General features: G+C 48.2%; 20 protein-coding genes. 6 read left to right on the forward strand and 14 right to left on the reverse strand.

The window, feature by feature from the left end; translation table 11 throughout:
* Positions 1-24 precede the first annotated feature (24 nt).
* From nuoL to dxs, 12 genes are all read right to left on the reverse strand, one after another.
* Complete coding sequence (gene nuoL / locus DXD65_RS04405) at positions 25-1938, reverse strand: NADH-quinone oxidoreductase subunit L (RefSeq protein WP_117887387.1); 1914 nt, start codon at positions 1936-1938, stop codon at positions 25-27.
* Positions 1939-1996: 58 nt separating this feature from the next.
* Positions 1997-2305 carry an NADH-quinone oxidoreductase subunit NuoK gene (gene nuoK, locus DXD65_RS04410; protein WP_005823972.1) on the reverse strand — a complete coding sequence of 103 codons (309 nt, stop codon included), beginning with the start codon at positions 2303-2305 and terminating at the stop codon, positions 1997-1999.
* Between the two features lie 5 nt (positions 2306-2310).
* Positions 2311-2823 carry an NADH-quinone oxidoreductase subunit J gene (locus DXD65_RS04415; RefSeq protein ID WP_005823970.1) on the reverse strand — a complete coding sequence of 171 codons (513 nt, stop codon included), beginning with the start codon at positions 2821-2823 and terminating at the stop codon, positions 2311-2313.
* Between the two features lie 30 nt (positions 2824-2853).
* The gene (locus tag DXD65_RS04420) at positions 2854-3357 is read right to left on the reverse strand and encodes a 4Fe-4S binding protein (protein ID WP_005835213.1); all 504 of its coding nucleotides are present in this window, start codon (positions 3355-3357) and stop codon (positions 2854-2856) included.
* 57 nt (positions 3358-3414) lie between these two features.
* Positions 3415-4491, reverse strand: a complete 1077-nt coding sequence (gene nuoH, locus DXD65_RS04425) for an NADH-quinone oxidoreductase subunit NuoH (protein WP_009037156.1) — start codon at positions 4489-4491, stop codon at positions 3415-3417.
* 140 nt (positions 4492-4631) lie between these two features.
* Complete coding sequence (locus tag DXD65_RS04430) at positions 4632-6221, reverse strand: NADH-quinone oxidoreductase subunit D (protein WP_008665629.1); 1590 nt, start codon at positions 6219-6221, stop codon at positions 4632-4634.
* Positions 6222-6236: 15 nt separating this feature from the next.
* Positions 6237-6818 carry an NADH-quinone oxidoreductase subunit B gene (locus DXD65_RS04435; RefSeq protein WP_005823959.1) on the reverse strand — a complete coding sequence of 194 codons (582 nt, stop codon included), beginning with the start codon at positions 6816-6818 and terminating at the stop codon, positions 6237-6239.
* The gene (locus DXD65_RS04440; RefSeq protein ID WP_005823956.1) at positions 6809-7159 is read right to left on the reverse strand and encodes an NADH-quinone oxidoreductase subunit A; all 351 of its coding nucleotides are present in this window, start codon (positions 7157-7159) and stop codon (positions 6809-6811) included. The genes DXD65_RS04435 and DXD65_RS04440 overlap by 10 nt, the downstream gene beginning before the upstream one ends.
* Before the next feature lie 111 nt (positions 7160-7270).
* Positions 7271-7642: a hypothetical protein gene (locus DXD65_RS04445; protein ID WP_005823953.1), complete on the reverse strand. Its 372-nt coding sequence runs from the start codon at positions 7640-7642 to the stop codon at positions 7271-7273.
* Between the two features lie 103 nt (positions 7643-7745).
* Positions 7746-9197 carry a TrkH family potassium uptake protein gene (locus DXD65_RS04450; RefSeq protein WP_005835219.1) on the reverse strand — a complete coding sequence of 484 codons (1452 nt, stop codon included), beginning with the start codon at positions 9195-9197 and terminating at the stop codon, positions 7746-7748.
* Between the two features lie 21 nt (positions 9198-9218).
* Complete coding sequence (trkA, locus tag DXD65_RS04455; protein WP_009037154.1) at positions 9219-10559, reverse strand: Trk system potassium transporter TrkA; 1341 nt, start codon at positions 10557-10559, stop codon at positions 9219-9221.
* 66 nt (positions 10560-10625) lie between these two features.
* Positions 10626-12530 carry a 1-deoxy-D-xylulose-5-phosphate synthase gene (dxs, locus tag DXD65_RS04460; protein WP_117877857.1) on the reverse strand — a complete coding sequence of 635 codons (1905 nt, stop codon included), beginning with the start codon at positions 12528-12530 and terminating at the stop codon, positions 10626-10628.
* 571 nt (positions 12531-13101) lie between these two features.
* Between dxs and DXD65_RS04470 the strand changes: the two genes are divergently transcribed.
* From DXD65_RS04470 to DXD65_RS04495, 6 genes are all read left to right on the forward strand, one after another.
* Positions 13102-14199, forward strand: a complete 1098-nt coding sequence (locus DXD65_RS04470) for a hypothetical protein (RefSeq protein WP_117877933.1) — start codon at positions 13102-13104, stop codon at positions 14197-14199.
* Positions 14200-14353: 154 nt separating this feature from the next.
* On the forward strand, positions 14354-15343 hold the full coding sequence (locus tag DXD65_RS04475; RefSeq protein WP_009037151.1) for a GSCFA domain-containing protein: 990 nt from the start codon (positions 14354-14356) through the stop codon (positions 15341-15343).
* Positions 15319-17835, forward strand: coding sequence for a bifunctional UDP-N-acetylmuramoyl-tripeptide:D-alanyl-D-alanine ligase/alanine racemase (locus DXD65_RS04480; protein WP_117887388.1), 2517 nt, complete (start codon positions 15319-15321; stop codon positions 17833-17835). Before DXD65_RS04475 ends, DXD65_RS04480 begins: the two co-directional genes overlap by 25 nt.
* Positions 17836-17946: 111 nt before the next feature.
* Entirely contained in the window at positions 17947-18162 is a 216-nt protein-coding gene (locus DXD65_RS04485) for a twin-arginine translocase TatA/TatE family subunit (RefSeq protein WP_005823939.1), read from the forward strand.
* A 177-nt stretch (positions 18163-18339) separates the two neighbouring features.
* Positions 18340-19161: a twin-arginine translocase subunit TatC gene (gene tatC / locus DXD65_RS04490; RefSeq protein WP_005835227.1), complete on the forward strand. Its 822-nt coding sequence runs from the start codon at positions 18340-18342 to the stop codon at positions 19159-19161.
* Positions 19161-22592, forward strand: a complete 3432-nt coding sequence (locus DXD65_RS04495) for an AAA domain-containing protein (RefSeq protein WP_165859430.1) — start codon at positions 19161-19163, stop codon at positions 22590-22592. The genes tatC and DXD65_RS04495 overlap by 1 nt, the downstream gene beginning before the upstream one ends.
* 321 nt (positions 22593-22913) lie before the next feature.
* Here the strand turns inward: DXD65_RS04495 and DXD65_RS04500 are convergent, their stop codons facing one another.
* Both DXD65_RS04500 and kduI read right to left on the reverse strand, forming a co-directional pair.
* Positions 22914-24404: an MFS transporter gene (locus tag DXD65_RS04500; RefSeq protein WP_034523103.1), complete on the reverse strand. Its 1491-nt coding sequence runs from the start codon at positions 24402-24404 to the stop codon at positions 22914-22916.
* A gap of 141 nt (positions 24405-24545) precedes the next feature.
* Positions 24546-25502, reverse strand: a complete 957-nt coding sequence (gene kduI / locus DXD65_RS04505) for a 5-dehydro-4-deoxy-D-glucuronate isomerase (protein WP_005835232.1) — start codon at positions 25500-25502, stop codon at positions 24546-24548.
* Positions 25503-25529: the final 27 nt, after the last annotated feature.

Below are 25529 nucleotides of genomic sequence, written 5' to 3' on the forward strand. Positions count from 1 at the left end.
GATTTACGATTGAAAAATCTCGGGTTATAGCAATAGTAGCAGTATCAGTGCCAGCGTGCCCAGCAGGAATACAAATGTATATTGCTGGATGCGTCCGCTTTGCAGGCCGCGTATCTCTTCACTGGTAGCTTCAGCCCCCCAGGCAAGGAAGTTGAAGAAACCGTCGACCACGTGGCGGTCCCACCATGCAATGGGGTGGCAGATGCAGCCGAAGATGATGCGGTGGGTGATGAACTGGTAGACCTCGTCCAGATAGAAGCGGTGGTAAGCTGCTGTCCACAAGCCTTTGAAACGGTGTGCCAATGTATCGGCAACGGGTTGCCGGCTACCTGCATAGATGTAGGTGGCAATGGCTATGGAAACCACCGCTACGGCGATACTTGTACCTGCCACACTCCAATCCAGATGGATGTTATATGCTTCACCGTTGGAACTGATGAAGTGTCCGAAAGGAATGAAACCGGCAATTATCGTAACCACAGCAAGGAGCATCAGGGGCAGGGTCATCGCCAGAGGACTCTCGTGGGGGTGAGGCATGTGGCTGTCGCCCCCATCGCTTGCCGACTTTTGCCCCGGCTCTGAGCCGGCCCAAAAGATACCATAATAAAGACGGAACATATAGAATGCTGTCATACCTGCAATCACTGTCATAATCCATCCCATAGTGGGGCTGAACTGGAAGCATGCCGTCAGGATTTCATCTTTGGAGAAGAATCCGGAGAACGGAGGAATACCTGCAATGGCAAGGCAGGCGATGAGGAACGTGATATGTGTAATGGGCATATACTTCCGCAGTCCGCCCATGGCAGACATCTCGTTGCTGTGTACGGCATGGATGATGCTACCCGCTCCGAGGAACAGCAATGCCTTGAACATGGCGTGTGTGAACAAGTGGAACATGCCTGCCATGTAGCCCAGTCCCCCTTCGTGTGGGTCGGCTGATGTACATACACCCAGCGCCACCATCATGAAACCGATTTGGGAGATGGTGGAGAATGCCAGTACACGCTTGATGTCACTCTGCACACATGCCACACTGGCGGCATAGAATGCCGTGAAGGCTCCTACGTATGCCACGATGTGCAGCACGCTGGGAGCATATTCTATGAACAACGGGAACATGCGTGCCACCAGATAGACACCAGCAACCACCATCGTGGCGGCATGAATCAGTGCACTGACCGGCGTAGGACCTTCCATGGCATCGGGCAGCCAGATGTGCAACGGGAACATGGCACTCTTTCCGGCACCACCGATGAACATCAGTCCCAAGGCAAGCGGAATCATTGCCGCACCGCCCTTTGCCAGCGCCATCTCATTAGGGCTGAAGGTGTATGTACCGGCATAATACCCATAGACGAGGATACCTATAAGGAATCCCAGGTCAGCAAAACGGGTCACGATAAAAGCCTTCTTCGAAGCGGCAATAGCCGCCGGCTTCGTATAATAGAAACCAATCAGCAGATAGGAGGACACGCCCACCAACTCCCAGAACAGATACATCTGGAAGATATTCGTTGCTACTACCAGTCCGAGCATGGACATGGTGAAGAGCGACAGGAAGGCGTAGTAACGCTGGAAACCGCGTTCGCCCTTCATGTAGCCGAAAGAGTATATGTGTACCAGCAGCGAAACGGTACTGATGACCACGAGCATCATAACCGAAATCGGGTCGAGTAGGATACCCATGTCGATACTGAGGCTTTCTGTGAAAGGCAGCCATTTGAAGTTATAGGGCATCAGCGCCTCGTACGTACCATCGGCAAGGCGGGGAGCGCTGAAGTACATTCCTGCGGTGAGATAGGAAAGCACTGCGACCACACCCAGTGCCGCAGTTCCGATAAGGCCGGCAGTGCGGTGTGACATCCATTTACCTCCAAGTCCCAGAGCGAGGAAAGAGAGGAAAGGGAGTAGAAGGATTAATATTGTATATTCCATATATACTATGTTTATCAATTATTACTATTCAAGAAACATCGCTTGGCGATTCTTGCTCTTACCACTTCATCTCATCCAGTTTGTTCACCTGGATACTGCGGATGTTACGGTAGATGTTAATCATGATGGCAATGGCTACAGCCGTTTCGGCCGCCGAGATGGCGATGGAGAATAAAGAGAAGAAATATCCTTCCAGTCCTCCGGGGAATAGGAAACGGTTGAACACCGCAAAGTTGATGTCCGTGGCATTCAGAATCAGCTCGATGCTGATAAGTATCGCCAGCGTGTTGCGGCGGGTAAAGAACCCATAGATGCCTGCGAAAAACATGATAGCCGAAACTATCAGATAATATTCCATGTGTATCATAATTCTTATCTTTTACGTGCTATTAATAATCCACCTACGATACATGCCAATAACAAGATGCTGACAGCTTCGAAGGGAAGCAGATAACCATACTTGTCACCGCTCAGCATGTGGTGACCGATGGTCTTGATGTTGACCTCCAAAGGTTCCACGTCGGTGGTGGCAATGAACTTATGCTTCAAAGTGATGAATACTACGATGATGGCACCGCCCACGGTGGCACCCAGTCCGGCAAGGAACCTGCTACGCTTTAACTTCTCGATGACATCGCCTTCGCCACTGGTAAGCAGTATGGAGAAGACGTAGAGCACTACGATACCGCCGGCATAGACCATAATCTGCACGGAACCGAGGAAGGTGTAACCCAGCAGAAAGTAGATGCCTGCCGTACCGAAAAGTACGAACAGCAGGTAGGTGGCCGAGCGCACCATGCGGTGGGTCGTTACCGTCAAGATGGAAAATACGGTGATAAAGGCCGCAAGGAAGTAGAATACTACTGTTTCAAGAGTTATTTCCATGTTGTTTAATTACAAGTTACTATTAACGAATTACTTTGTTGTCTCTTCTTTGGGAGCAGCGGGTTTCTTTTTTTCTTCTACATGGCTGCCCGGACGGTTCAGCGTCATGACCAGTTTCGTGCGGTCGAACACTGCATGCTCAAAATCCTGGTCGAACGTGATGGCATCGTGAGGGCAGGCATTCACACAGAGTTGGCAGAACATGCACGAACCGAGGTCGTATTCGTACTTAACCAATATCTTCTTTTTCTTGCCGTCTTCCGTTTCAACCATCTCGCCGGTCACCTTGATAGTGTCGTTGGGACAAGCCATCTGGCACAAACCGCAAGCTACACACCGATGTTCATTTTTATCATTATGGGGCATGGTCAGCGTGCCACGGAAACGGTCGGAGAGTTTCAATGTCGAGCGGTTTTCCGGATATTGTTCGGTAGTCTTTCGTCGGCAGAATACGGTCATGGTTGTCTTCATACCTGTCAGCAGAGAAGTGACGCCGTGTATGAGTCCGCCGATATAAGAGTTCTTTTCTTTCATTACTTTTGCCTTTATTAAAATTATCCGCAAGGAAATCTTGCTCCGGCGCTACGCCGGTTAGAAATGCAATTTAAATACTACAATTAATACCATCAAAATCAAGTTCACCATAGAGATGGGTACCAGGTACTTCCACTCCAGATTCAGAATCTGGTCAATACGCAGGCGGGGGAAGGTCCACTTTATCCACATCAGCAGGAAGACTACGAAGAAGGCCTTTCCGAAGAACCATACAAATCCCGGAATGTAATCCATCACTGCGTTGAAGCCGTCCAGGCCTACGATGTGTAGCGGCATCCAGCCTCCCAGGAAGATGGTGGCTGCCACGGAGGCTACGATAAACAGATTCAAATATTCTGCCAGATAGAAGAATCCGAAGCCCATACCGCTGTATTCCGTATGGTATCCGGCAGTCAACTCGCTTTCGGCTTCGGGCAAGTCGAAGGGACCGCGGTTGGTTTCCGCATTTCCGGCAATGAGGTAGATGATGAAGGCTATCAATGCAGGGATATGTCCCTTGAAGATGAACCAGCCGTCAGCTTGTCCTTCTACTATTTCGGAGAACTGCATGGTTCCCATCAACACTACCATTGTCAGTATGCTCAATCCGCAGGACAACTCGTAGCTGATAATCTGCGCACCGCTTCGCATGGCTCCAATCAGCGAGAATTTATTGTTGGAACTCCAGCCTGCCAGCAGGATACCCACTACGCCGATACTCGATGCAGCCAGCAGGAAGAACACTCCTACATTGAAGTCCAATACCTCCAATCCCTTGTTGATGGGCAGGCAGGCAAATGTCAGGAAAGAAGCGATGATTACCATGAACGGTGCCAGATTGTAGAGGAACCGGTCAGAGAATTTCAAATCAATGATTTCCTTTGTCAACATCTTGATGACGTCGCAGGGCACTTGGAGCAATCCCCATTTCCCCACGCGCATCGGACCGAGGCGGCATTGGAAGAAGGCGCATATTTTACGCTCCATGTAAATCAGGATGATGGCAAGCACGGCATACATCAAGATGATGCATACGCCAATCACCACGCATTCGAGGAATATTGCCAGACCTTCCGGCATCAGGGAAGTCAGCATCTGGTGTATCCAGTTGGTTACTATACTAAAGTCAAACACGTTGTTCATTTACTATTTACAATTTACTATTTACAATTTACGAGGCGCTTTTTGATTTACAATTCACAATGTACAATTTACAATTTGGCTGCGCTGTAATTCCGCATGGTAAATTGTAAATTGTCAAATCGTAAATCCTTTTATCTGTCAATATCTGGTACTACATAATCCAATGTTCCGCCAATGGCAATAAGGTCGGCGATTTTAGCTCCGCGGCAAATCGTATTTACGGTCGATACCAATGGCAAGCCCGTACTGCGGAAATGCAGGCGGTAAGGCATCTTGTCGCCATGGCTTTCGAGGAAGACGCCGAACTCACCGCGGCTACCTTCTACGGCTGCATAATAAGTGCCTTCCGGTACGCGGATAATAGGTTTCATCTTTTCCTGGTAGGCTCCTTCCGGGATGTTGTCTATCAGTTGCTCGATAATCTTCAGGCTCTCCAGAATTTCATCCATACGGATAAGGTAGCGTGCCCATGAATCGCCTTCGGTGCGGATGATTTCTTTAAAGTCCACCTTGTCATATACGGCATATGGCATACGCTTACGCACGTCGCAGGCCCATCCGCTGGCGCGTCCGGTGCCTCCGGTAGCTCCAAAGGCGATGGCATCTTCCCGTGAGAGTATACCCACACCTTTCAGACGTTGCTGGGCAATGATGTTCCCGGTGAATACGTCGTGATATTCGTGTAGGATACCGCGGAGGTAGGGGATAAACTCCTTCACTTTCTTTACGAAGCCGGGAGCAATGTCTGCCTGCACGCCACCGATGGTGTTGTAGTTCATGATGAGGCGTCCGCCGCAAGTTTCCTCAAAGATGTCGAGTATCTTTTCGCGGTCGCGGAAACCGTAGAAGAAGGCCGTTAATGCACCCAGGTCCATAGCAAGACAAGAATAGAACAGCAGGTGAGAGTCTATTCGCTGCAACTCGTCCATGATGGTACGTATGTACTGCACGCGTTCGCTTACTTCCACGCCCATTGCCTTCTCGATACACATGCACAAGGCATGGCGGTTCTGGTGTGCGCCCAGGTAGTCCAGACGGTCGGTTAGAGCCAAGGTCTGCGGATAGGTCAGGCTTTCGCACATCTTCTCGATACCCCGGTGGATGTAGCCGCAGTTGGCATCAATCTTGTCGATGATTTCACCCTCCAATGATACACGGAAGCGCATTACGCCGTGGGTGGCCGGATGTTGGGGACCGATGTTCACCACATATTCCTCATCACCGAAAAGTTGCATCTCCTTATTCTTGATGCTACCGTCGGGATTCAGCTCCAATTCCATGGTGGTGTCCACCGTTTCTTCGTTGTCCATACGCAACGGATTATCTTTTTCCGGCTCATTGTCTTTACGCATGGGATAGCCTACCCAGTCATTGCGCAGATAGAGTCGGCGCATATCCGGATGACCGATGAAAACGATGCCGTAAAAGTCGTAGACTTCGCGCTCGTTGAAATCCGCAGCTTTCCAGATATCGCTGACGGAAGGAAGTTCGGGATGTTCCCGGTTTAGAGTGGCGGTGCGTACCGCTATCCGTTCGCCGGTAACAGTAGATTCCAACAGATAGACTACACCGAGTCCGCGGGGGGTGTCCGGTGCGTCTTTCTCGTCGGGTATTCCCCAATCCATACCGCTGAGGCATTCCAGGAAGTCCATTTGTTTCTCTTTCCGCAGACGCAGCATTTCGTCGTGCAGGACTGAGGGCTCTATGTATTTTATTTCCATATTTTTAAGTACTGATTAGTGGTTCTCTTCTTTTCTGTTTACTCCACCGAAGTATTTCTCTATTTTCACTTTACGCTGCAATTGCATCATGCCGTAGTAGAATGCTTCCGGACGCGGAGGGCAACCGGGAATGTAGACATCCACCGGCAGAATCTTGTCCACACCGTTCACCACGTGATAGGATTTCTTGAACGGGCCTCCGCTGACGGCACAGCCGCCTACGGCTACTACATATTTCGGATCGGCCATCTGGTCGTAAAGACGTTTCAGAACGGGAGCCATCTTGTTGGTTATTGTTCCGCAAACCATAATCATGTCTGCCTGGCGCGGACTGGCACGGGCTACCTCGAACCCGAAGCGCGCCATATCGTAGCGGGCTGCGCCGAGGGCCATGAATTCGATACCGCAACAGCTGGTTGCAAACGTAAGAGGCCACAGTGAGTTGCTGCGTCCCCAGTTGACGAAATCGTCCAGTACGCCAAGGGCGACATTGGCGCCTCCGGCATTAAGTTCCCGAACCAGTTTCTCCAACGTTTCGTTGTCTGTAAACTCCTCATAAGGGATAGATTTAATTTTCGGCTTCTTTGTTACTTCCATTCCAAAGCTCCTTTCCTCCAGGCATAAGCAAGGCCCAGAATCAATATAATCAGGAAAAATAAAACACTGAAAAGTCCTGCCACGCCAAGTTCGCGGGTGATGACTGCCCAAGGGAACAGAAATACCGTTTCCACTTCGAACATCAGGAACAAGATGGCAAACAGATAGTAACCTACCCGGAATTGCATCCACGATTTACCGCGGGTAGGGATACCACACTCGTACGGCTCCATCTTCTGTGCATTGTACGAACGGGGTGCTATCGCATTGGAGAGCGCGATGACGATACCCACGAAAGCGATTGCCGTCAATAAGACGACCACTAACAAAGTAAAGTTCATAAACCTGATAAGATTTTAGATATATAATAATAGATACATCGCACCGGAGGACAAAACCTCTGATTTGTTGTCCGGCGAGGTCAGGGGCAAGCGTCTGCGCTTGCAGGCCTTCTAAATGATAATCTTTCTTAGCCCGAACACGTAATAATTCGCGTCGGGTACGGGATGAGGAGACAGATTCAACAAACGGTCGCATTCCGGTGCATAGGCATGCTGCTGCATCTTGTAGATGTACATGCGCAGGAGTACGCTTTTGTTGGTTGGTACTTGCGTATGGTCCACATGTTCTATGCAGAGGGAGTTTGGTGAAAACAAGTCGTAGAACTTCTGGACTGCTTGTTGGGTGGTAGGAGCTTGTGACAGCGTACAGCATTCTGCTTGTCGGGTGGCAGGAACGCACAAAATATCTGCAGCTCCGGTTGCACTGTCGTGCAATAGGGCTGCAAAGATTATGATTAAACAGTATTTAATGCATTGCTTCATACCACAATTCTCTCTTTCAAGGACGCAAAGATATAATAAGTATTGTTCAATTTGCTATCCCCGCATAACAAAAAATGATTATTTTTACACTTTTTATCCTAAATCAATTCCGTTTCCAGAAATCCGGTGTGAAAAGCAGCAGTACGGTAAATAACTCAAGACGACCCAGAAGCATTAAAAAGGATAACAGCCATTTAGCTGCATCGGGCAGGGCATTCCACGAATAGGCAGGTCCGGTTTCACCCAATCCGGGTCCCATATTACCGATACTGGAAATGACGCAGCCCATTGATTCTTCAGCCCCGACACCCATAGCCATCATGAGCAGTGTGCCGATGACTATAATGGAGATATAAATAAAACAAAAAGCCAGTACGGTGGAGACAATGGAGGGAGAGATTACCTGCTTGTTTATCCGTACCGGAAGTATGGCATTGGGGTGTAGGATGTGTTTGAACTCGTTTCGTGAGACTTTGGTAAGAATTACCATACGTATACACTTCAAGCCTCCGGTGGTACTGCCTGCACACGCTCCCATCAGCATGATGATGGTAAGCAGCCCCCACAAGACGGGTGTCCATTGCATATAGTCATCTGTCGCAAAACCGGTGGAGGTCTGGAGGGAGATTACCTGGAACAAGGATTTGCGGAAGGATTCTTCCATCCCCATGGGACTGGTATAGTAAAGCACGATGGCTATGACGGCAGTGAAGAGCACAACTGAACCGAAATAGAATTTCAGCTCGGCATTGCCGATGAACTTCTTGAATTTCCGGTTGACGAACAATAATAGCAAGGTGAAGTTGATGCCGGAGATAAACATGAAAATGGAGATGACATATTCTATATAAGGAGAATTGTAGTAGGCAACGCTGGCCTGCTTGGTGGAGAAGCCACCGGTACCGGTAGTGGCAAATGCATGGCAGATACTGTCGAACCAGTCCATACCTCCAAGCATCAGCAGACCGACAAGCAGAGCGGTTATGCCGGCATAGATACTCCAAATCCATTTGGCGGTGATACCGATACGGGGATGAACCTTGTCATGTGTAGGGCCGCTTGCCTCGGCGGCGAACACCTGCAGGCCACTGACTCCGAAGATGGGAAGCACTGCAATGGTGAACATGATGATTCCCAAGCCGCCAATCCACTGTGTCATACTGCGCCAGAACAGTATTCCATGAGGAAGTGACTCGATGTCGTCCAAGATGGTGGCACCCGTACTGCTGAAACCGGACATGGTTTCGAAGAATGCATTGGCAATGTCGGGTATGTATCCGCCTATATAGAAAGGCAGCATTCCGAAAAGAGAGAATGCCACCCAGGCAAAGCTGACCAGTACATATCCGTCACGGCGCGTCAGTTGCCGTTCGCCTCCCTTGCCGAGAGCTGCCAGCAATAAGCCTACCCCTGCTGTGATGCCTCCTGCTTTCCAGAAATCGAGCATATCGCTTTCTCTGTAGTAGAAGGACACGCCCGAACAGACCAGAAACATGACTGTTTCCAGCAATAGCAGAATACCGATAATCCGTATGATTGTCTTGAAGTTAATCATTTACCAACTACTCATTCTCAATTAGTTAAAGTATTTTTCGATTTTCTTAATCATCATGTTCAGGCAGAATACCACTACATGGTCACCCGGCTGTATCAGGGTGTTACCCATAACCACAACGCCTTCCCCCTGGCGGATAAGTCCGCCGATGGTGGCTCCTTTCGGGAGGCCGAGGTCTTTTACCGGATGTTTGGTAATCTTCGAGCCGGCCTTAACGGTAAATTCCGCTACATCGGCATTGGCAAAGGTCAGGCATTTCACGTTGCTGACGTCCGCATCCAGCATCATCTGGTAGATGTGGCTGGCAGCAATCATCTTTTTGTTGATGACGGTGCCGATGTCAAGGCTTTCGGCCATGCCTATGTAGTCGATGTTCTCCACTTCCGCTACGGTTTTGCTGACTCCCATGCGTTTGGCGGCAAGGCAGGCCAGGATATTAGTCTCCGAGTTGCCGGTCAAGGCAACGAAGGCTTCCGTATTTTTCAGTCCCTCTTCCACAAGCAGGTCCATATCCCGCCCGTCGCCATTGATAATCATGGTGCGGTCGTCAAGCAGCTCGGTCAGGCGGTTGCAGCGGTTCAGGTCGTTGTCCACGATTTTCACCTGCATGTAGTCCGGGACATATTGGGCGGTTCGTACGGCAATCCGGCTTCCACCCATAATCATCACGTTGCGCACATCGGCATAATCTTCCTTGCCGGCTATTTTGCGGATGTAGGGGACGTATTTTCGTGTGGTGGTAAAGTATACGATGTCATGTAGCTTGATGGTATCGTCACCACGGGGAATCAGTGTCTCGCTTCCCCGTTTGATGGCTACCACGTGATAGGGCAGCTCCGGTCCACCCAGTTCGTGGAGGGGGATGTTCAGTATCTCGGCTTTTTCGCGCATCTTGGTACCTATCAGTATCAAGGCTCCTCCGCAGAATTCCCACCATTGGCGTACCCAGCTCATGCGGATGGAAGATACGATTTCTTTGGCGGCAAGCATTTCCGGATAGATGAGTGAATCGACACCCAGCTTCTGGAAAAATTCCTTGTTTTTGGGCAGCAGGTATTCGTAGTTGTCAATACGGGCTACGGTCTTTTGTGCTCCCAGATTGTTTGCCAGCATGCATGCGGTCATGTTCCGGCTTTCATCGGGGGTGACGGCTATGAACAAGTCTGCCTCTCCCACTCCCACTTCTTTCAAGCCTTTTATGGAGGTAGGGGAGGCCGTAGCCGTCATCAAGTCAAAGTTGGAGTTCAGTGTGCTCAACTTGTCTTCGTTGTCGTCCATCAGAATGATGTCCTGCTTCTCGCGGGACAGCAATTTGGCCAAGTGTGTGCCTACTGCGCCGGCACCTGCAATAATTATTTTCACTTTTAGTTCGCTGATAGTTGGTAATTAATAGTTGACCTATGGGGTAAATGCTCAAACTGTCAATTTTCAACTATCAATTATCAATTGATTATAGATTCCTTCTTCGTCCATTCCGCAAAGATGGTGCAACTCTTGTATGGTGCCGTGTTCTATGAAGGCATCGGGTACACCGATACGTCTGAAATGGGGAATATAGTCATTGTCCGCCATGAACTCCAGTATGGCACTGCCCATTCCTCCTTTTTTGACACCGTCTTCTATGGTGACGACATGCTGGAAGTTGAGTCCCACCTCGTGCAGCAGGGCTTCGTCGAGCGGCTTGAGAAAACGCAGGTCGTAGTGGGCTATGGAGATTCCTTTGTCCTTCTCCGCACGCTCTATGGCACGTGCGGCCACGTTGCCTATGGGACCGAGGGTGATGACTGCCAGGTCTTTGCCTTCTTTCAGTCTGCGCCCTTTGCCTACGGGGATTTCTTCCAGCGGACATTTCCAATCCAGCAATACGCCGCGTCCGCGGGGATAGCGGATGACGAACGGACCTTGGTCCGGCAACTGTGCCGTGTACATCAGGCGGCGCAATTCATGTTCGTCCATCGGTGAAGATATGGTCAGGTTGGGAATCGGACGGAAATAGGCCAGGTCGAAAACTCCATGGTGTGTCGGTCCGTCTTCTCCTACCAGTCCGGCGCGGTCCAGGCAAAGTACGACGGGGAGGCGGAGCAGGGCGATGTCATGGATGACATTATCGTATGCCCGCTGCATGAAGGAGGAGTAGATGTTGCAGAAAGGCTGCATTCCTTCTTTAGCCATACCGCCCGAGAAAGTGGCTGCATGCCCTTCGGCAATACCCACATCGAAGGCACGGTCGGGCATGGTGTCCATCAGCTTGTTCATAGAGCAGCCGGTGGGCATGGCGGGGGTTACTCCGACGATTTTCGGATTTTCCTTTGCCAGTTCTACCAGCGTTTCCCCAAACACGTCCTGGAAAAGCGGAGGCAAATTGCTGGTATCCGCCTTGAGGCGTTCTCCGGTTTCCGGATCGAATTTGCCCGGTGCATGCCAGATATCCGGATTCTTCTCGGCAGGTTCGAAGCCTTTTCCTTTCACAGTGTGCAGATGCAGTATTTTCGGTCCCTGCATATCTTTGATGTCCCGCAGGACACGGGCTATGTTTTTCACATCGTGTCCATTGATAGGGCCGAAGTAGCGGATGTTCATCCCTTCAAAGATATTCTGCTGCTGGGCGGCCATTGATTTCAGGCTGTTGGCGAAGCGAATCAGCGCTTTGCGGCGGTCCTCGTTCAAAAGTCCCATTTTGAACAGCAGTCTGGATGTCTTGAAGCGCAGCTGGTTATAGCGGTTGCTGGTAGTCAGGTTGAAAAGGTACTGCTTCATGCCACCTACACTTCTGTCTATCGACATGTCATTGTCGTTGAGAATGATAAGAAGGTTGTTGGGGGTGGACGAAGCGTTGTTCAGTCCTTCGAAAGCCAGGCCGCCGCTCATGCTTCCATCACCGATGACGGCGACCACATGGCGGTCTTTCTCGCCTTTTTCGGCAGCGGCAACAGCCATGCCAAGAGCGGCGGAGATTGAATTTGACGCATGTCCGCAGGTGAATGTGTCATAATCGCTTTCCTCTGGTGAGGGAAAAGGACGAACTCCCTTGAATTTACGGTTGGTGGAGAATGCTTCACGGCGTCCGGTCAGTATCTTGTGCCCGTACGCCTGATGGCCTACATCCCAGACTATGCGGTCGTACGGAGTATTGAATACGTAGTGCAGGGCAACGGTCAGCTCTACCGTGCCCAGGCTGGCAGCGAAATGTCCGGGGTTACACGAAACCTCCTTTATAATGTCTTGCCTCAATTCTTTACAGACTTCAGGAAGCTCTTCTACGCTGAGTTGGCGTAAATCCTCGGGAAATGTAATGGTGTTAAGCAAGTTATATGTTGTTGGTTCTGTTCTCATTTCTAATCTGAAGATTACAAAATGCAAAAATAGCAAAAGAAAACGGATGGCGGGAAGTTTTAGAAGGAAAAAAAGCCTCTTTTGTTCACTTCTGTTTTTACTTTCTCTTTGCATACGCCATATTTCTCGTTCAGCCTGCCTATGGTTAAGGGAAAAGATGCCTGATAGTAAATCGTTCCTCCATGGAGAAAATATTGTTCCATCCTGGAGAAAAAATCGTTCCACCATGGTGGAACGATTTTTTCTCCATATAGGAATAATTTAATTTTGGTAGGCAAAGATATTAGTCCTTTCAAAAATTGACTTGTACTTTCGTATGTGTGCATCTATGATAAGAGATGCTTTAAATTTAATGTTTATTGAAAAATACAACTTAATAAATTATTTATTGCAACTTTTTGAGGTTTTGGTTGTTATTTGATATAGTATTATGTATATTTGCGAAGTAGAATATGTCCTATTTATCAATATGTTATACAATTTTGAGTTGTATATAATGATATCCTTGGTTGTAATATGTGTCGGAATGGGGTGTAATCACGAATTGTTAAATGAATAAACAATGAATGATATGAAGAAAAAGCTCAACTTTGGAATTTTGGCTATTATGGGCGTAGTGGTATTTTCCGCTTGCGGTTCTGATAGCGATTTGTTCGACCCGGAAAAGGCGGCGGCTAAGAAAGAGGCACAGTATGCATCGGCTTTCGTGCAGAAGTATGGAGAAATTGCAGTTGATCAGGATTGGGGATTTGGGGCAACACCGACAACGCGTGTTGCTAACACTAATAGCAATCAATGGAAAGATTTTACGGAAGTACCCGAGGGTATTACGGCTACAGAAAAAGAAGTGGTTACGGAATGGTTTAAAACACATCAGAATCCACAATCCATTGGTGTGGATTGGACCGACTTTTTTGTTCAACATGTAAGTGGCTCACACTCTAATATGGATTTTTTGGTTGCAGCATCAGATGAGCATATCAATAATTTTAATGCTACTGAGGGGGCTATAATGCTAATGCAGAATAGTGGAACGTCTTCTTTTGGCTATAGGGTTTCTTTGGATGGTAAAATGCACTATAATTATACTATACAATATATTGGGGGTGCTTATTATGTGGGATTTGACTTTGAAGCTACCGGACAGAACCCAAATCAACAAGTGGCTGCAGATGGGTATTATAGTGATTGGATTGTGAAAATCTCTCCGGCCGTATATACGAATGCGTACAGAATCATAGCAGAAGACCTTGGAGACAGTGATGATTTTGACTTCAACGATGTCGTGTTTGATGTAGCGACCAATGGGGGAGCAACTATCATTACCCTGCAGGCTGCGGGTGGTACTTTGCCTTTGTATATTGAGGTAGGCGGTGATAGCCGTGAAGTTCATGAACTCTTTGGTGTTTCTAATACTACAATGGTAAATACGGATGCTGGGGCAACTAAGGCTCCGGTGATGTACAGAGTTAACGGTACCGGTGCCGTAAATATCAAAGTGGAAGGCCAAAATGCTGAAGTATATACACTGAAAGCAGAGATTGGCAAAGCTCCGCAGAAGATACGTGTAGAGACAAGATATGAATGGACTACTGAGCGTCAGGCTATTAATGATAAATATCCAGGTTTTGCAGATTGGGTGGCTGATCCTACGGCTAATTGGTATTAATAGAATATATAGTATTTTTATTTAAGGCAGATGATATAATGAGAGGTTATATCACCTGCCTTTTTTATATTGAAATTTACTATCTTTGTGGCGTAGCAAGCAGTTGGTACATCATTTTTTCAGAGAAAGTGAATGGTTTATTTATTTCGAACTTATGAATCTTTATACGCCTGTAGAAGTAGTTTCCAGTATGCCCCTTCTTTCGCAAGAGAATAATCTGTTGCTGATGGGTTCTTGTTTTGCGTCCGAGATGGGGCAAAGGCTGGCGGATGCCAAGTTCCGTTGTGACGTCAATCCTTATGGTGTGCTTTATAATCCGTTTTCCATTTCTGCGGCATTGCGTGAAATCATTGCGGGCAGATGCTACAATGAAAACGATATTTTCCTCTTTCATGAACTTTGGCATAGTGCCATGCATCATGGTAGTTTTTCCTCAGTCTCTGCAGAGGAAACATTGGCAGGCATTAACGGGCGTTTGAAAAGCGCCCATGAAAGGCTGGACCGGTTGGATTGTCTGCTGCTGACTTTCGGATCTGCCTGGGTTTATGAAAATAAAAAGACGGGAACTGTAGTTGCCAATTGTCATAAGCAACCTGAGTCCTGCTTTACCCGCCGTATGCTTTCTGTCTGTGAAATAGTATCTGACTACACCTCTTTGCTTTCCGGCTTGCTGGCGCGGATTCCCCGGCTGAAAGTATTGTTCACCGTCAGCCCCATCCGCCACGTACGTGACGGAATGCATGCCAACCAGCTCAGTAAAGCTACCCTGCTACTTGCCGTGAACCAGTTGCAAGCCACTTTCCCGGAACATGTTTTCTATTTTCCGGCTTATGAGCTGCTGCTCGACGAGCTTCGTGACTATCGCTTCTATGCAGAAGACATGGTGCATCCTTCCGAAACAGCCATTCGCTATGTCTGGGAACGGTTTACCCGGTCGTGCATCTCTGCCGATGCGTTACGGATTATGGAAGAAAGTGAAAATATCCGTAAGATGTTGTCACATAAGCCATTTTATCCCGCTTCAGAAGAGTATAAGCGTTTTTTAGGACAAATTGTGTTAAAAATAGACCAACTTAACGGAAAATACCCGTACTTAGATTTCCAAAAAGAGAGAGAAATATGTCGTATTCGATTGAAAGCATAACCGAAAGTATTGGCGCACGGCGTATGGGAAACGCGCCGGCTACCATAGACTGGCTGCTCACTGACAGCCGTTCCCTGAATTTTCCTGAGGAAACATTATTCTTTGCCTTGACCACCAAGAGGAATGACGGTGCGCGCTATATTACAGATTTATATGCCCGTGGAGTACGTAATTTTGTGCTTAGCGAAGAAAGCTTTAGATTAATGGACAATGGACAATTGACAATTGACAATGCTATGCAGCGTGATGATGCGCAGTCAATTGTCAATTATCTCATTGTTCCCAACCCGCTGAAAGCCCTGCAAAAACTGGCGGAACAGCATCGGAACCAGTTCCAGATACCGGTCATCGGTATTACGGGAAGCAACGGCAAGACCGTTGTGAAAGAATGGCTGCACCAGTTGCTCAGTCCGGAACGTGCCATTATCCGTTCTCCCCGCAGTTATAACTCCCAGATTGGAGTGCCTTTGTCTGTGTGGCAGATGAACGAACAGTCCGAACTTGCTATTTTTGAAGCCGGTATTTCCGAGCCGGGGGAAATGCGCGCTTTGCAGAACATCATCAAGCCTACCATAGGCATCCTGACCAATATAGGAGGGGCTCACCAGGAAAATTTCTTCTCGTTGCAGGAGAAATGCATGGAGAAGCTGACGCTTTTCAAGAATTGTGATGTAGTGATTTATAATGGTGACGATGAGTTCGTCAGCAACTGTGTGGCGAAGTCCATGCTGTCTGCACGTGAGATTGCGTGGAGCCGGAAAGATATGGAACGTCCTCTATATATAAGTAAAGTGGAGAAACGGGATGACTGTACTGTCATTTCCTATCGCTATCTGGATATGGACAATACGTTTACTCTACCGTTCATAGATGATGCTTCCATCGAGAATTCGCTGAACTGCCTGGCCGCATGCCTCTATCTGATGCTTCCTGCCGAACAGATTACAGAACGTATGGCAAGGCTGGAACCCATCGCCATGCGGCTGGAAGTCAAGGAGGGAAAAAACAACTGTCTGTTGATTAACGACAGTTATAATTCTGACCTTGGCTCATTGGATATTGCACTCGATTTTCTTTACCGCCGTTCGCAAAGTAAGGGATTGAGGCGGACTTTGGTTCTTTCGGATATATTGGAGACCGGTCAGAACACGCCGACACTTTACCGACAAGTGGCACAGCTGGTAAACAGCCGTGGCATTGAACGCATCATAGGTGTAGGAAATGAAATATCTTCCTGCGCTGCACGCTTTAATATAGAGAAGACCTTTTATCCGGATACAGCGGCCTTGATACGTGCTATTCAGCGTGGGGAACTTCGCCTTGAAAACGAAATAATTCTGATTAAGGGTGCACGTAAGTTCGGTTTTGACTCCTTGACGGAAGTATTGGAGAAGAAGGTGCACGAAACCATTCTGGAGGTTAATCTTGGAGCGATGATTGCCAATCTGAACTATTATCGTGGCAAGCTGAAGCCGGAAACAAAGATGGTCTGCATGGTGAAAGCCTCCGCTTACGGTGCAGGTTCTTATGAGATAGCCAAGACTTTGCAGGAACATCATGTCGATTATCTTGCCGTGGCGGTTGCCGACGAAGGCTCCGAACTCCGCAAAGCGGGCATCACTGCGAACATCATTATCATGAATCCTGAGATGACTGCTTTCAAGACCATGTTCGATTACAAGCTGGAGCCCGAAGTATATAGCTTCCATCTGCTGGACGCTTTGATTAAAGAAGCGGAAAAGGAAGGTATCACAAACTTCCCCATCCACATAAAGCTGGATACCGGTATGCACCGCCTGGGGTTTGCTCCGGAGGATATGCCCCGGCTGATAGAACGGCTGAAGGGACAGAATGCTGTGATTGCCCGTTCCGTCTTCTCGCATTTGGTAGGGAGCGATTCGCAACAATTCGACAGTTTTACACGCTGGCAGATAGAAATGTTCGAGAAAGCGTCCATGGAATTGCAGGAGGCTTTTCCGCATAAGATACTTCGCCATATCTGCAATTCCGCAGGTATCGAGCGTTTCCCCGGGGCGCAATTCGATATGGTGCGCCTGGGTATCGGCCTCTATGGTGTCAATCCCATAGACAATTCCATTATGAATAATGTGAGCACGTTGAAGACTACCATCCTCCAGATACGTGATGTTCCCGAAGAGGATACGGTGGGGTATAGCCGGAAAGGGCATCTCACCCGTCCGTCGCGTATAGCGGCTCTTCCCATCGGTTACGCCGACGGCCTGAACCGCCATCTTGGAAATGGACATGCCTATTGTCTTGTAAACGGCCAACGGGCAGCCTATGTAGGGAATATCTGCATGGATGTCTGTATGATTGACGTGACGGACATCGATTGCAAGGAGGGTGACAGTGTGGAAATTTTTGGTGACCATCTGCCTATAACCGTTCTTTCCGATGTACTCGAAACTATTCCTTATGAGGTGTTGACAAGCGTTTCTACACGGGTAAAACGTATTTATTATCAAGACTGAAGATAGGGGGCAGGGATTAGGGATTAGGGATTGCGATAAAATTAATCCTTAATCCTTAATCCCTAATCCTTAATTTTCCTATCTTTGCACTATAATTAATCAGATATAACTATGACAAACTTACTTTTATTAGGCTTTCTGCCCAGCGGTTCCGAATGGATAATTATTGCATTGGTCATCTTGCTGTTGTTTGGTGGTAAGAAAATTCCCGAATTGATGCGTGGTTTGGGCAAAGGAGTGAAGAGCTTCAAGGATGGTGTGAATGAAGCCAAAGAAGAGATAAACAAGGCTCAGGAAGATTTGGATAAACCGGCTGAAAAGAAATAAAGGAACAAGGGTATTTATTATTTGACAATTTACTATTTACTATTTGATACTCTGAGAAGTTCAGGAGTATGGGTAGGCTTGTTGCCTTTTCCACAGCGCAGCCCAAATAGTAAATTGTAAATTGTCAAATAGTAAATCCCCGCAGCGCAGCCCAAATAGTAAATAGTAAATCCCTTTATGTCAGAAAAAGAACTAACCTTTTGGGACCACTTGGACGAGTTGCGCCGGGTGTTGTTTCGTGTACTCGGTGTGTGGTTTGTATTGGCTATCGGTTATTTTATTGCCATGCCTTATCTGTTTGACAATGTGATATTGGCTCCTTGCCATAACGACTTCATTTTCTATGACTTGCTGCGCTGGATAGGGCAGAGACTGGATTTGCAGGATGAATTCTTTACCCAGGAGTTTCATGTGAAGCTCGTCAATATCAATCTTGCCGCACCGTTCTTTGTCCACATGTCTACCGCTTTCTGGATGTCGGTGGTAACGGCTGCTCCTTATATTTTCTATGAAATCTGGCGCTTTGTAAGCCCTGCACTCTATCCAAACGAGCGTAAAGGGGTGAGGAAAGCGCTGGGTATAGGTACGGTGATGTTCTTCATCGGTGTGTTGCTGGGGTATTTTATGGTCTATCCGCTGACATTGCGTTTCCTTTCCACTTATCAATTGAGCGCAGCCATCGAGAATCAAATTTCCCTGAACTCGTACATCGACAATTTCATGATGTTGGTGCTTTGCATGGGACTGGCATTCGAACTGCCGCTGGTGACATGGCTGCTTTCCCTGCTGGGACTGGTGCACAAGACCTTTTTGCGGAAATACCGCCGTCATGCTGTTGTCATCATTGTTATTGCCTCGGCCATCATTACTCCGACCGGTGACCCGTTTACCTTGACAGTAGTGGCGGTGCCGCTTTATCTGCTCTATGAGTTGAGTATCCTGATGATAAAGGATAAAAAGACTGATGATGAAGCGGAAGAAGTGGAGACAGAGGAATGATGGATTGTGAAGTAAAGGAATATTTTAGTATATTGCTGGAAGCCTGCCACGTTGAGGAAATCTCCTTGGACGTGGCCTATCGGCAATTGCGCGAGTTGCTGGAGCGTTTGTGCCGTACACAGATGCCCGACGGCAGCTTGCAGATGACGGACCTTTCTGCACGTATCAGTTTCGTGGCTTCGAAGGCCGGACTTTCCACCGTGGAACAGAACCGTCTGCATACCTTCCGGCTGACCTCCAATGCTATTCTGAACCGCCAGGCGGAACCGCAACGTGAACAGTTGTTGCGTGATGCCAAGACACTGGCATTCTTTGTCAAGCGCTTGACGGGGGAGGAGATACCTGCCGAACTTTATCGCCTGCTACCCCGTGCGGATGCCACCTATATAGTGGCACCGCCCGCCAAAGAACGGATAAAGCGCATGCGCGTCTGTTTTCAGTATGCCGATGATACTTATTTATATGTACTGCCCGTAGACACTGTAGCCGATGAGCCGTTGCGTGTCCGTTATAATGTACCTCAGATTAATGAAGAGTTTGCAGAAATCTGCCGGATTCTGTGGCGGCATGCCCAGGTCAATCTGCTGGATGTTACGGTGGACGAAGTCGGCATACTCACCCCTTCCTTTATTATACTTGAGCCCGATTACTTGATAGACATCAGTTCGCTTGCCGAATGCTTCAAGGATTACGGGCATCATCCTGCCAATTATATCCTGGCACGGCTCCAGTCGCCAGACAATACCCGTCCGTTACTGTTGGGTAATATTGCCAACCTCTTTCTGGACGAATGGATTCATGCCAAGGAGGCACCCGATTATTTGGCATGCATGAAGAAGGCCTTCCGTTCTTATCCCATCGAGCTGGCAGCATGTGCCGACCTGCGCGACCGGGAGAAGGAAGCTGAATTCTTTTCCGATTGCAAGCGCCATTTCGATAATATCCACCGGACGGTGACAGAAACATTCCGTGCATCCGGCTATGAGCTCGATAGGACTGATGCCGTGCTGGAACCCTCTTACATCTGTGAAGCATTGGGTTTGCAAGGGCGTCTGGACTACATGCAGCGGGATATGACCTCGTTCATTGAAATGAAGTCCGGTAAGGCGGACGAGTATTCCATCCGTGGTAAGGTGGAGCCTAAAGAAAACAATAAGGTGCAGATGTTGCTCTATCAGGCTGTGTTGGAGTATTCTATGGGAATGGACCATCGACGTGTAAAGGCTTATCTGCTCTATACCCGTTATCCGTTGCTTTATCCGGCGCGTCCTTCGTGGGCAATGGTGCGCCGTGTGATGGATGTGCGTAACCGGATTGTAGCCAATGAATATGGCATCCAGTTACGGAATAGCCCACAGTATACGGCAGAGCGCCTGAAAGACATCCATCCGGATACCTTGAATGAGCGCGGTTTGGACAATACCTTGTGGAAACGCTTCCTTTGCCCCTCCATCGATGCCGTAGCGCAACGCATCCGTTCGCTTTCGTCGTTGGAACAAAGCTATTTTTATACGCTCTATAACTTTATAACCAAGGAACTCTATACCTCCAAATCTGGAGATGTGGATTATGAAGGACGTACCGGTGCTGCCGCCCTCTGGCTTTCCACACTGGCTGAGAAATGTGAGGCAGGTGAAATTCTGTACGATTTGGCTATTTGCGAGAATCATGCGGCAGATACGCATAAACCGTATTTGTCCCTCAGAACGAAGCAAATGGTTGCTTCCCGGCAGGAGCGGGTTCTGCCCAATTTCCGCCAGGGTGATGCGGTGGTTCTTTACGAACGGAATACGGATACCGATAACGTTACCAACAAGATGGTGTTTAAAGGTAATATAGAGTGCATATCCGATGACGAGGTTTGTATCCGTCTTCGTGCCACCCAGCAGAATGCGGGTGTATTGCCTGTTGCTAGCCTCTATGCCATAGAGCACGACTATATGGACACCTCCTTTCGTAGCATGTATCTGGGACTTTCCGCTTTCCTTTCTGCCACCCAAAGACGGCGTGACTTGTTGTTGGGGCAGCGCTCTCCCGAATTCGATACTTCTTTGGATGCCGCTATTGCGACCGCTCCGGATGATTTTTCGCGGATTATTCTGAAAGCGCAGGCTGCTCGCGACTATTTCCTTTTAATAGGTCCGCCGGGTACTGGCAAGACCTCTCGCGCGCTGCGGGGCATGGTAGAAGCCTTTTACCGGGAGGGGAAACAGATTCTACTGCTTTCGTATACCAATCGTGCTGTAGATGAAATCAGTAAGGCGCTGGCTTCCATTGAGCCTGAAATAGACTTTATCCGTTTAGGCAGTGAGTTGTCTTGCGATGACTCATTCCGCCCGTATCTGATTGAGAATGTGTTGGAACCTTGTGCCACTCGGCGGCAGGTGCAGGAGCGCATTGCCCGTTGCCGTGTTTTTGTCGGTACGGTTGCCACGCTTTCTTCCAAGACCGAACTTTTCCGGTTGAAGACTTTTGATGTAGCGATTGTGGATGAGGCTACCCAAATTTTGGAACCACAACTGCTGGGGTTACTCTGTACCCGCAATCCCGCAGGCGCGGATGCCATCGGTAAATTTATTTTGATAGGTGACCATAAGCAGCTACCCGCAGTGGTCTTGCAGTCGTCCGAGCAGTCGGAAGTGTGTGACGAAGCTTTGCAGGCCATCGGATTGTATAATTTGAAAGATTCCCTTTTCGAACGCCTTTATAGGAATCTCTCCAAGGAAAGTGCCAATCGCCAGGCATCAACCTCTCATTCTTCATCTTTTATCCCTCATCCCTCCTACGACATGCTCTGCCGTCAGGGTCGTATGAATATCGAGGTAGCTTTGTTTCCTAACCGGGCTTTTTACGGTGGTCTGTTGGAACCGGTTGGTCTGCCGCACCAGCAGGGAGAGCTGACTCTTGCTCCTGAGCTGTGTGATTGTGAGTTTGCCGGCTTGCTGACTCGTCGTGTCGCTTTTCTGCCTGCCGCAGTCGAACCGCCGGCACAGTCGGCCAAGATGAACCATTCGGAGGCGCGGATTGTGGCACGGTTGGCAGCGGCTATCTATCGGCAGTATGCAGCTGTTTCCGGTTTCAACCCGGCTGTCACTTTAGGTGTCATCACTCCTTATCGCAGTCAGATAGCCTTGATTAAGAAAGAGATTGCTGCTTTGGGTATTGCTCCTTTGGAGGATATATTGGTAGACACCGTGGAACGCTTCCAAGGTAGCGAACGGGATGTTATTATCTACTCTTTCTGTGTGAACCGGGCTTATCAGTTGAAGTTTCTGGCAAATATGACAGAGGAAAACGGTACTCGGATTGACCGGAAATTGAATGTTGCCCTTACTCGTGCCCGCAGGCAGATGTTTATGACAGGAGTGCCGCAACTATTGAAACTTAATCCTATTTATGCCGAGCTCTTGTCTGTAGTTTGCCATTCGTAACCGTCTTATTTAGTAAATCTTAAATATTTTCTGCTTCTTTATAGAGTTTATTAATAACGCTGTGTGAGATAAACCATTATCTTTGCATCACGTTTTTTTCATAGAGATTTAGATTTAAGGTTAGAAGAATTGTGGAAGTCGTGAGACTTCCCTTTTTTTCATCTTAAATTGTGTTCCATTTACAGTTTTTTGTTTTTGACTGTAATTGAACGAAGAAAAGCCATTTCGTGAGAAAAGGCTTTTTTTGTGCGGAGTTTGCAAGGCATGTAATGCAGTTTGCAAACTCCGCATGATTCTGAATATCTATATAGAGACTTCTGATTAGTCCACTATAATCGGTTTGTACTTCGGAACCAGTGCCTTCATGATGCACCAGCCTATCAGGTAGGACACTGCACATACACAGAAGATGATGAAATATCCGGCAGGCTTGCCCTGGAATCCAAGAAATACCATTTGTGTCTTGTCGGCATAGTCGAACAGCAAACCGGAACTCATGTTGATAAGGAATGAGCTGATACCGCCCGCCATACCTCCGATTCCCACAATGGTGGCAATGGTGCTCTTGGGAAACATATCACCTACCACAGAATAGATGTTGGCCGACCAGGACTGATGGGCAGCGCCTGCAATACCTATGATGATAATCGGGAACCAATAGGCTTGTTCGCCAAATACTTCCTTGTTGCCCAATGGCTGTGCAAACAATGCCAATAGCGGGAACAGTGCAAAGATGAACATGGCCTGCATGCGTGCGGCGTAGGGGTTCTTACCGGTTTTGTTGATAATGATGGTGGGCAATTTCCCGCCATAGACGGACAACATCGTGATGGCATAGAGCACAAAGATAAGCATCTGTGCCGTGGGAGTATCTGAGGAGAATCCGTAAACGTCCGAAATGTATGCGGGTGCCCAGAAGAGGAAGAACCACCATACACCGTCAGTCATGAATTTGCCGAAAAATACAGCCCAGGTTTGCGGATATTTGAAACATTGCAGGAAAGAAATGCTCTTTTCATCCTTGGTTGTCGGAGTAGTCGCCTTTTTATCCTCCTCATTGTCTTTGTCTTGTTCTATATATGCCAGCTCAGCTGCGTTTACGTGTGGATTTTCATCAGGTTTCTTGTACATGAATATCCACAGTCCCATCCAGATGAAACCCAATCCGCCGATAACGATAAAAGCCATTTCCCAGCCGTTACCCACGCCCATGCGTTGGAAGTAGCGGGCCAGGGTAGGGATACACAATGGGGCTATCAGTGCTCCGATGGTAGAGCCGGCATTGAATATGGAAGTGGAGAAGGCACGGTCTTTCTTTGGAAAATATTCGGCAGTCACCTTGATGGCGGCAGGAAAGTTTCCTGCTTCACCGATGCCCAGTATGATACGGGCGGCAATGAAGTAGTAAACGCTGGTGATGGCTATGGTAGAGGCCAATGCACCGGTAGCGCTAATCATGTTGGCGGCATTTTCAATGCCGAGGGTCATTTCTGTGGCAAGTCCGCAGAGGGCGTGCATACAAGCGCCGATAGACCATACGGCAATGGCCCATAAATACCCTTTTTTCGTTCCCATCCAGTCGATGAAACGTCCGGCAAACAGATTGCCTAAGGCATAGACAATGGAAAAGATAGCTGTGATGTAGCCGTAGTGTGTATCGGTCCAGTGGAATTCGGGGGAGATGAAATCTTTCCAGGTCAATGAAAGAACCTGGCGGTCGAGGTAGTTGACGGTTGTCGCGAAGAATAGCATGGCGCAGATAATCCAACGGTAATTGGTCATCCGCCCTGCGGTGTTTTGAAATGTACTCATGATAATAGATTTATATTTTGATGCAAATGTAGGGGTTTGTGTGTTGTTCGAGGTGTAATATTGAGTAAAAAGGATGTAGAAAATGACAAAAATAGGCATGGATTATTTAAGTCCATGCCTATCGGACGTTGCAGGGCAACTTTATTTCATATCGATGTATTTGATTTCGTCTTTGTCGCTGTATTTCAGGTTTTCACCGCCCATACCCCAGATGAAAGTATAGTTGCTGGTTCCGGCAGCAGCGTGGATGGACCATTCGGGAGAAGTGATGGCTTGTTCGTTGTGCAGCCATATCAAACGTTCTTCCTGCGGTTCGCCCATCAGGTGACAGATAGCGTTGCCGGGTTTCAGGTTGAAGTAGTAGTAAGCTTCCATGCGGCGAGTGTGCGTGTGGGCAGGCATGGTATTCCATACAGAGCCGGGAGCCAGTTCCGTGAGTCCCATCTGCAACTGGTTGGTACCGCCGTCTTTCACTCTTTCCAGTACATCTTTCACAATCAGCTGGTTTACGATACGGTCGTTGCTGTCTTCCATTTTTCCATAATGGTCGGAGATGCCCAGTGCATATTTCTTGGGGTTGGCTTTCTGAAGCTTGGCATCGGTGGTAATCAGCTGAGTAACATAGGGCTTGTAGGCCGGAGCCGAGTTGATGTAGAACTTGGCGGGATTGGTTGCGTCGTTGCTCTTGAAAGTTACTTCCTTATTTCCGCAGCCTACGTAAAGGGCTTCCTTATACTTCATGGGGTATTCCTTACCGTCTACAGTAACCACTCCGTCACCGCCGGTATTGATGACACCCAGTTCGCGGCGTTCGAGGAAGTAAGTGATTTCCGGACCCAGTTCACGGAACACTTCCAACTTCAATGTCTTGTTCACCGGCATGGCGCCACCGTAAATCAATCGGTCGTAGAGGGTGTAGGTTACGTTGATTTCATCCGGAGCCATGACTTTGTCCATCATGAATCTGCTGCGTAGAAGTTCCGTGTCATAATGCTTCACGTCCTGCGGATGGCAGGCGGTCTGCACTTTGTAATTCACTTGGGCATTGGCTGCCATGGCAACTGCTCCCATCATAAATGCAAGTACTAACTTTTTCATAATTTGTTACTATTTAATTTTTAACTT

This window comes from Bacteroides sp. 4_1_36 (assembly GCF_003466325.1).
Lineage (GTDB): Bacteria > Bacteroidota > Bacteroidia > Bacteroidales > Bacteroidaceae > Bacteroides > Bacteroides uniformis.

Bases quoted from the DNA above. Each gene is read 5' to 3' on its own strand.
- DXD65_RS04495 (WP_165859430.1), top strand. From the start codon at position 19,161: ATGGATTGTGAAGTAAAGGAATATTTTAGTATATTGCTGGAAGCCTGC.
- DXD65_RS04430 (WP_008665629.1), bottom strand. From the start codon at position 6,221: ATGGAAATAAAATACATAGAGCCCTCAGTCCTGCACGACGAAATGCTG.
- tatC (WP_005835227.1), top strand. From the start codon at position 18,340: ATGTCAGAAAAAGAACTAACCTTTTGGGACCACTTGGACGAGTTGCGC.
- nuoL (WP_117887387.1), bottom strand. From the start codon at position 1,938: ATGGAATATACAATATTAATCCTTCTACTCCCTTTCCTCTCTTTCCTC.
- DXD65_RS04440 (WP_005823956.1), bottom strand. From the start codon at position 7,159: ATGAACTTTACTTTGTTAGTGGTCGTCTTATTGACGGCAATCGCTTTC.
- DXD65_RS04485 (WP_005823939.1), top strand. From the start codon at position 17,947: ATGACAAACTTACTTTTATTAGGCTTTCTGCCCAGCGGTTCCGAATGG.
- DXD65_RS04445 (WP_005823953.1), bottom strand. From the start codon at position 7,642: ATGAAGCAATGCATTAAATACTGTTTAATCATAATCTTTGCAGCCCTA.
- DXD65_RS04435 (WP_005823959.1), bottom strand. From the start codon at position 6,818: ATGGAAGTAACAAAGAAGCCGAAAATTAAATCTATCCCTTATGAGGAG.
- DXD65_RS04500 (WP_034523103.1), bottom strand. From the start codon at position 24,404: ATGAGTACATTTCAAAACACCGCAGGGCGGATGACCAATTACCGTTGG.
- kduI (WP_005835232.1), bottom strand. From the start codon at position 25,502: ATGAAAAAGTTAGTACTTGCATTTATGATGGGAGCAGTTGCCATGGCA.
- DXD65_RS04480 (WP_117887388.1), top strand. From the start codon at position 15,319: ATGTCGTATTCGATTGAAAGCATAACCGAAAGTATTGGCGCACGGCGT.
- DXD65_RS04420 (WP_005835213.1), bottom strand. From the start codon at position 3,357: ATGAAAGAAAAGAACTCTTATATCGGCGGACTCATACACGGCGTCACT.
- DXD65_RS04475 (WP_009037151.1), top strand. From the start codon at position 14,354: ATGAATCTTTATACGCCTGTAGAAGTAGTTTCCAGTATGCCCCTTCTT.
- DXD65_RS04450 (WP_005835219.1), bottom strand. From the start codon at position 9,197: ATGATTAACTTCAAGACAATCATACGGATTATCGGTATTCTGCTATTG.
- DXD65_RS04415 (WP_005823970.1), bottom strand. From the start codon at position 2,823: ATGGAAATAACTCTTGAAACAGTAGTATTCTACTTCCTTGCGGCCTTT.
- dxs (WP_117877857.1), bottom strand. From the start codon at position 12,530: ATGAGAACAGAACCAACAACATATAACTTGCTTAACACCATTACATTT.
- nuoK (WP_005823972.1), bottom strand. From the start codon at position 2,305: ATGATACACATGGAATATTATCTGATAGTTTCGGCTATCATGTTTTTC.
- DXD65_RS04470 (WP_117877933.1), top strand. From the start codon at position 13,102: ATGAAGAAAAAGCTCAACTTTGGAATTTTGGCTATTATGGGCGTAGTG.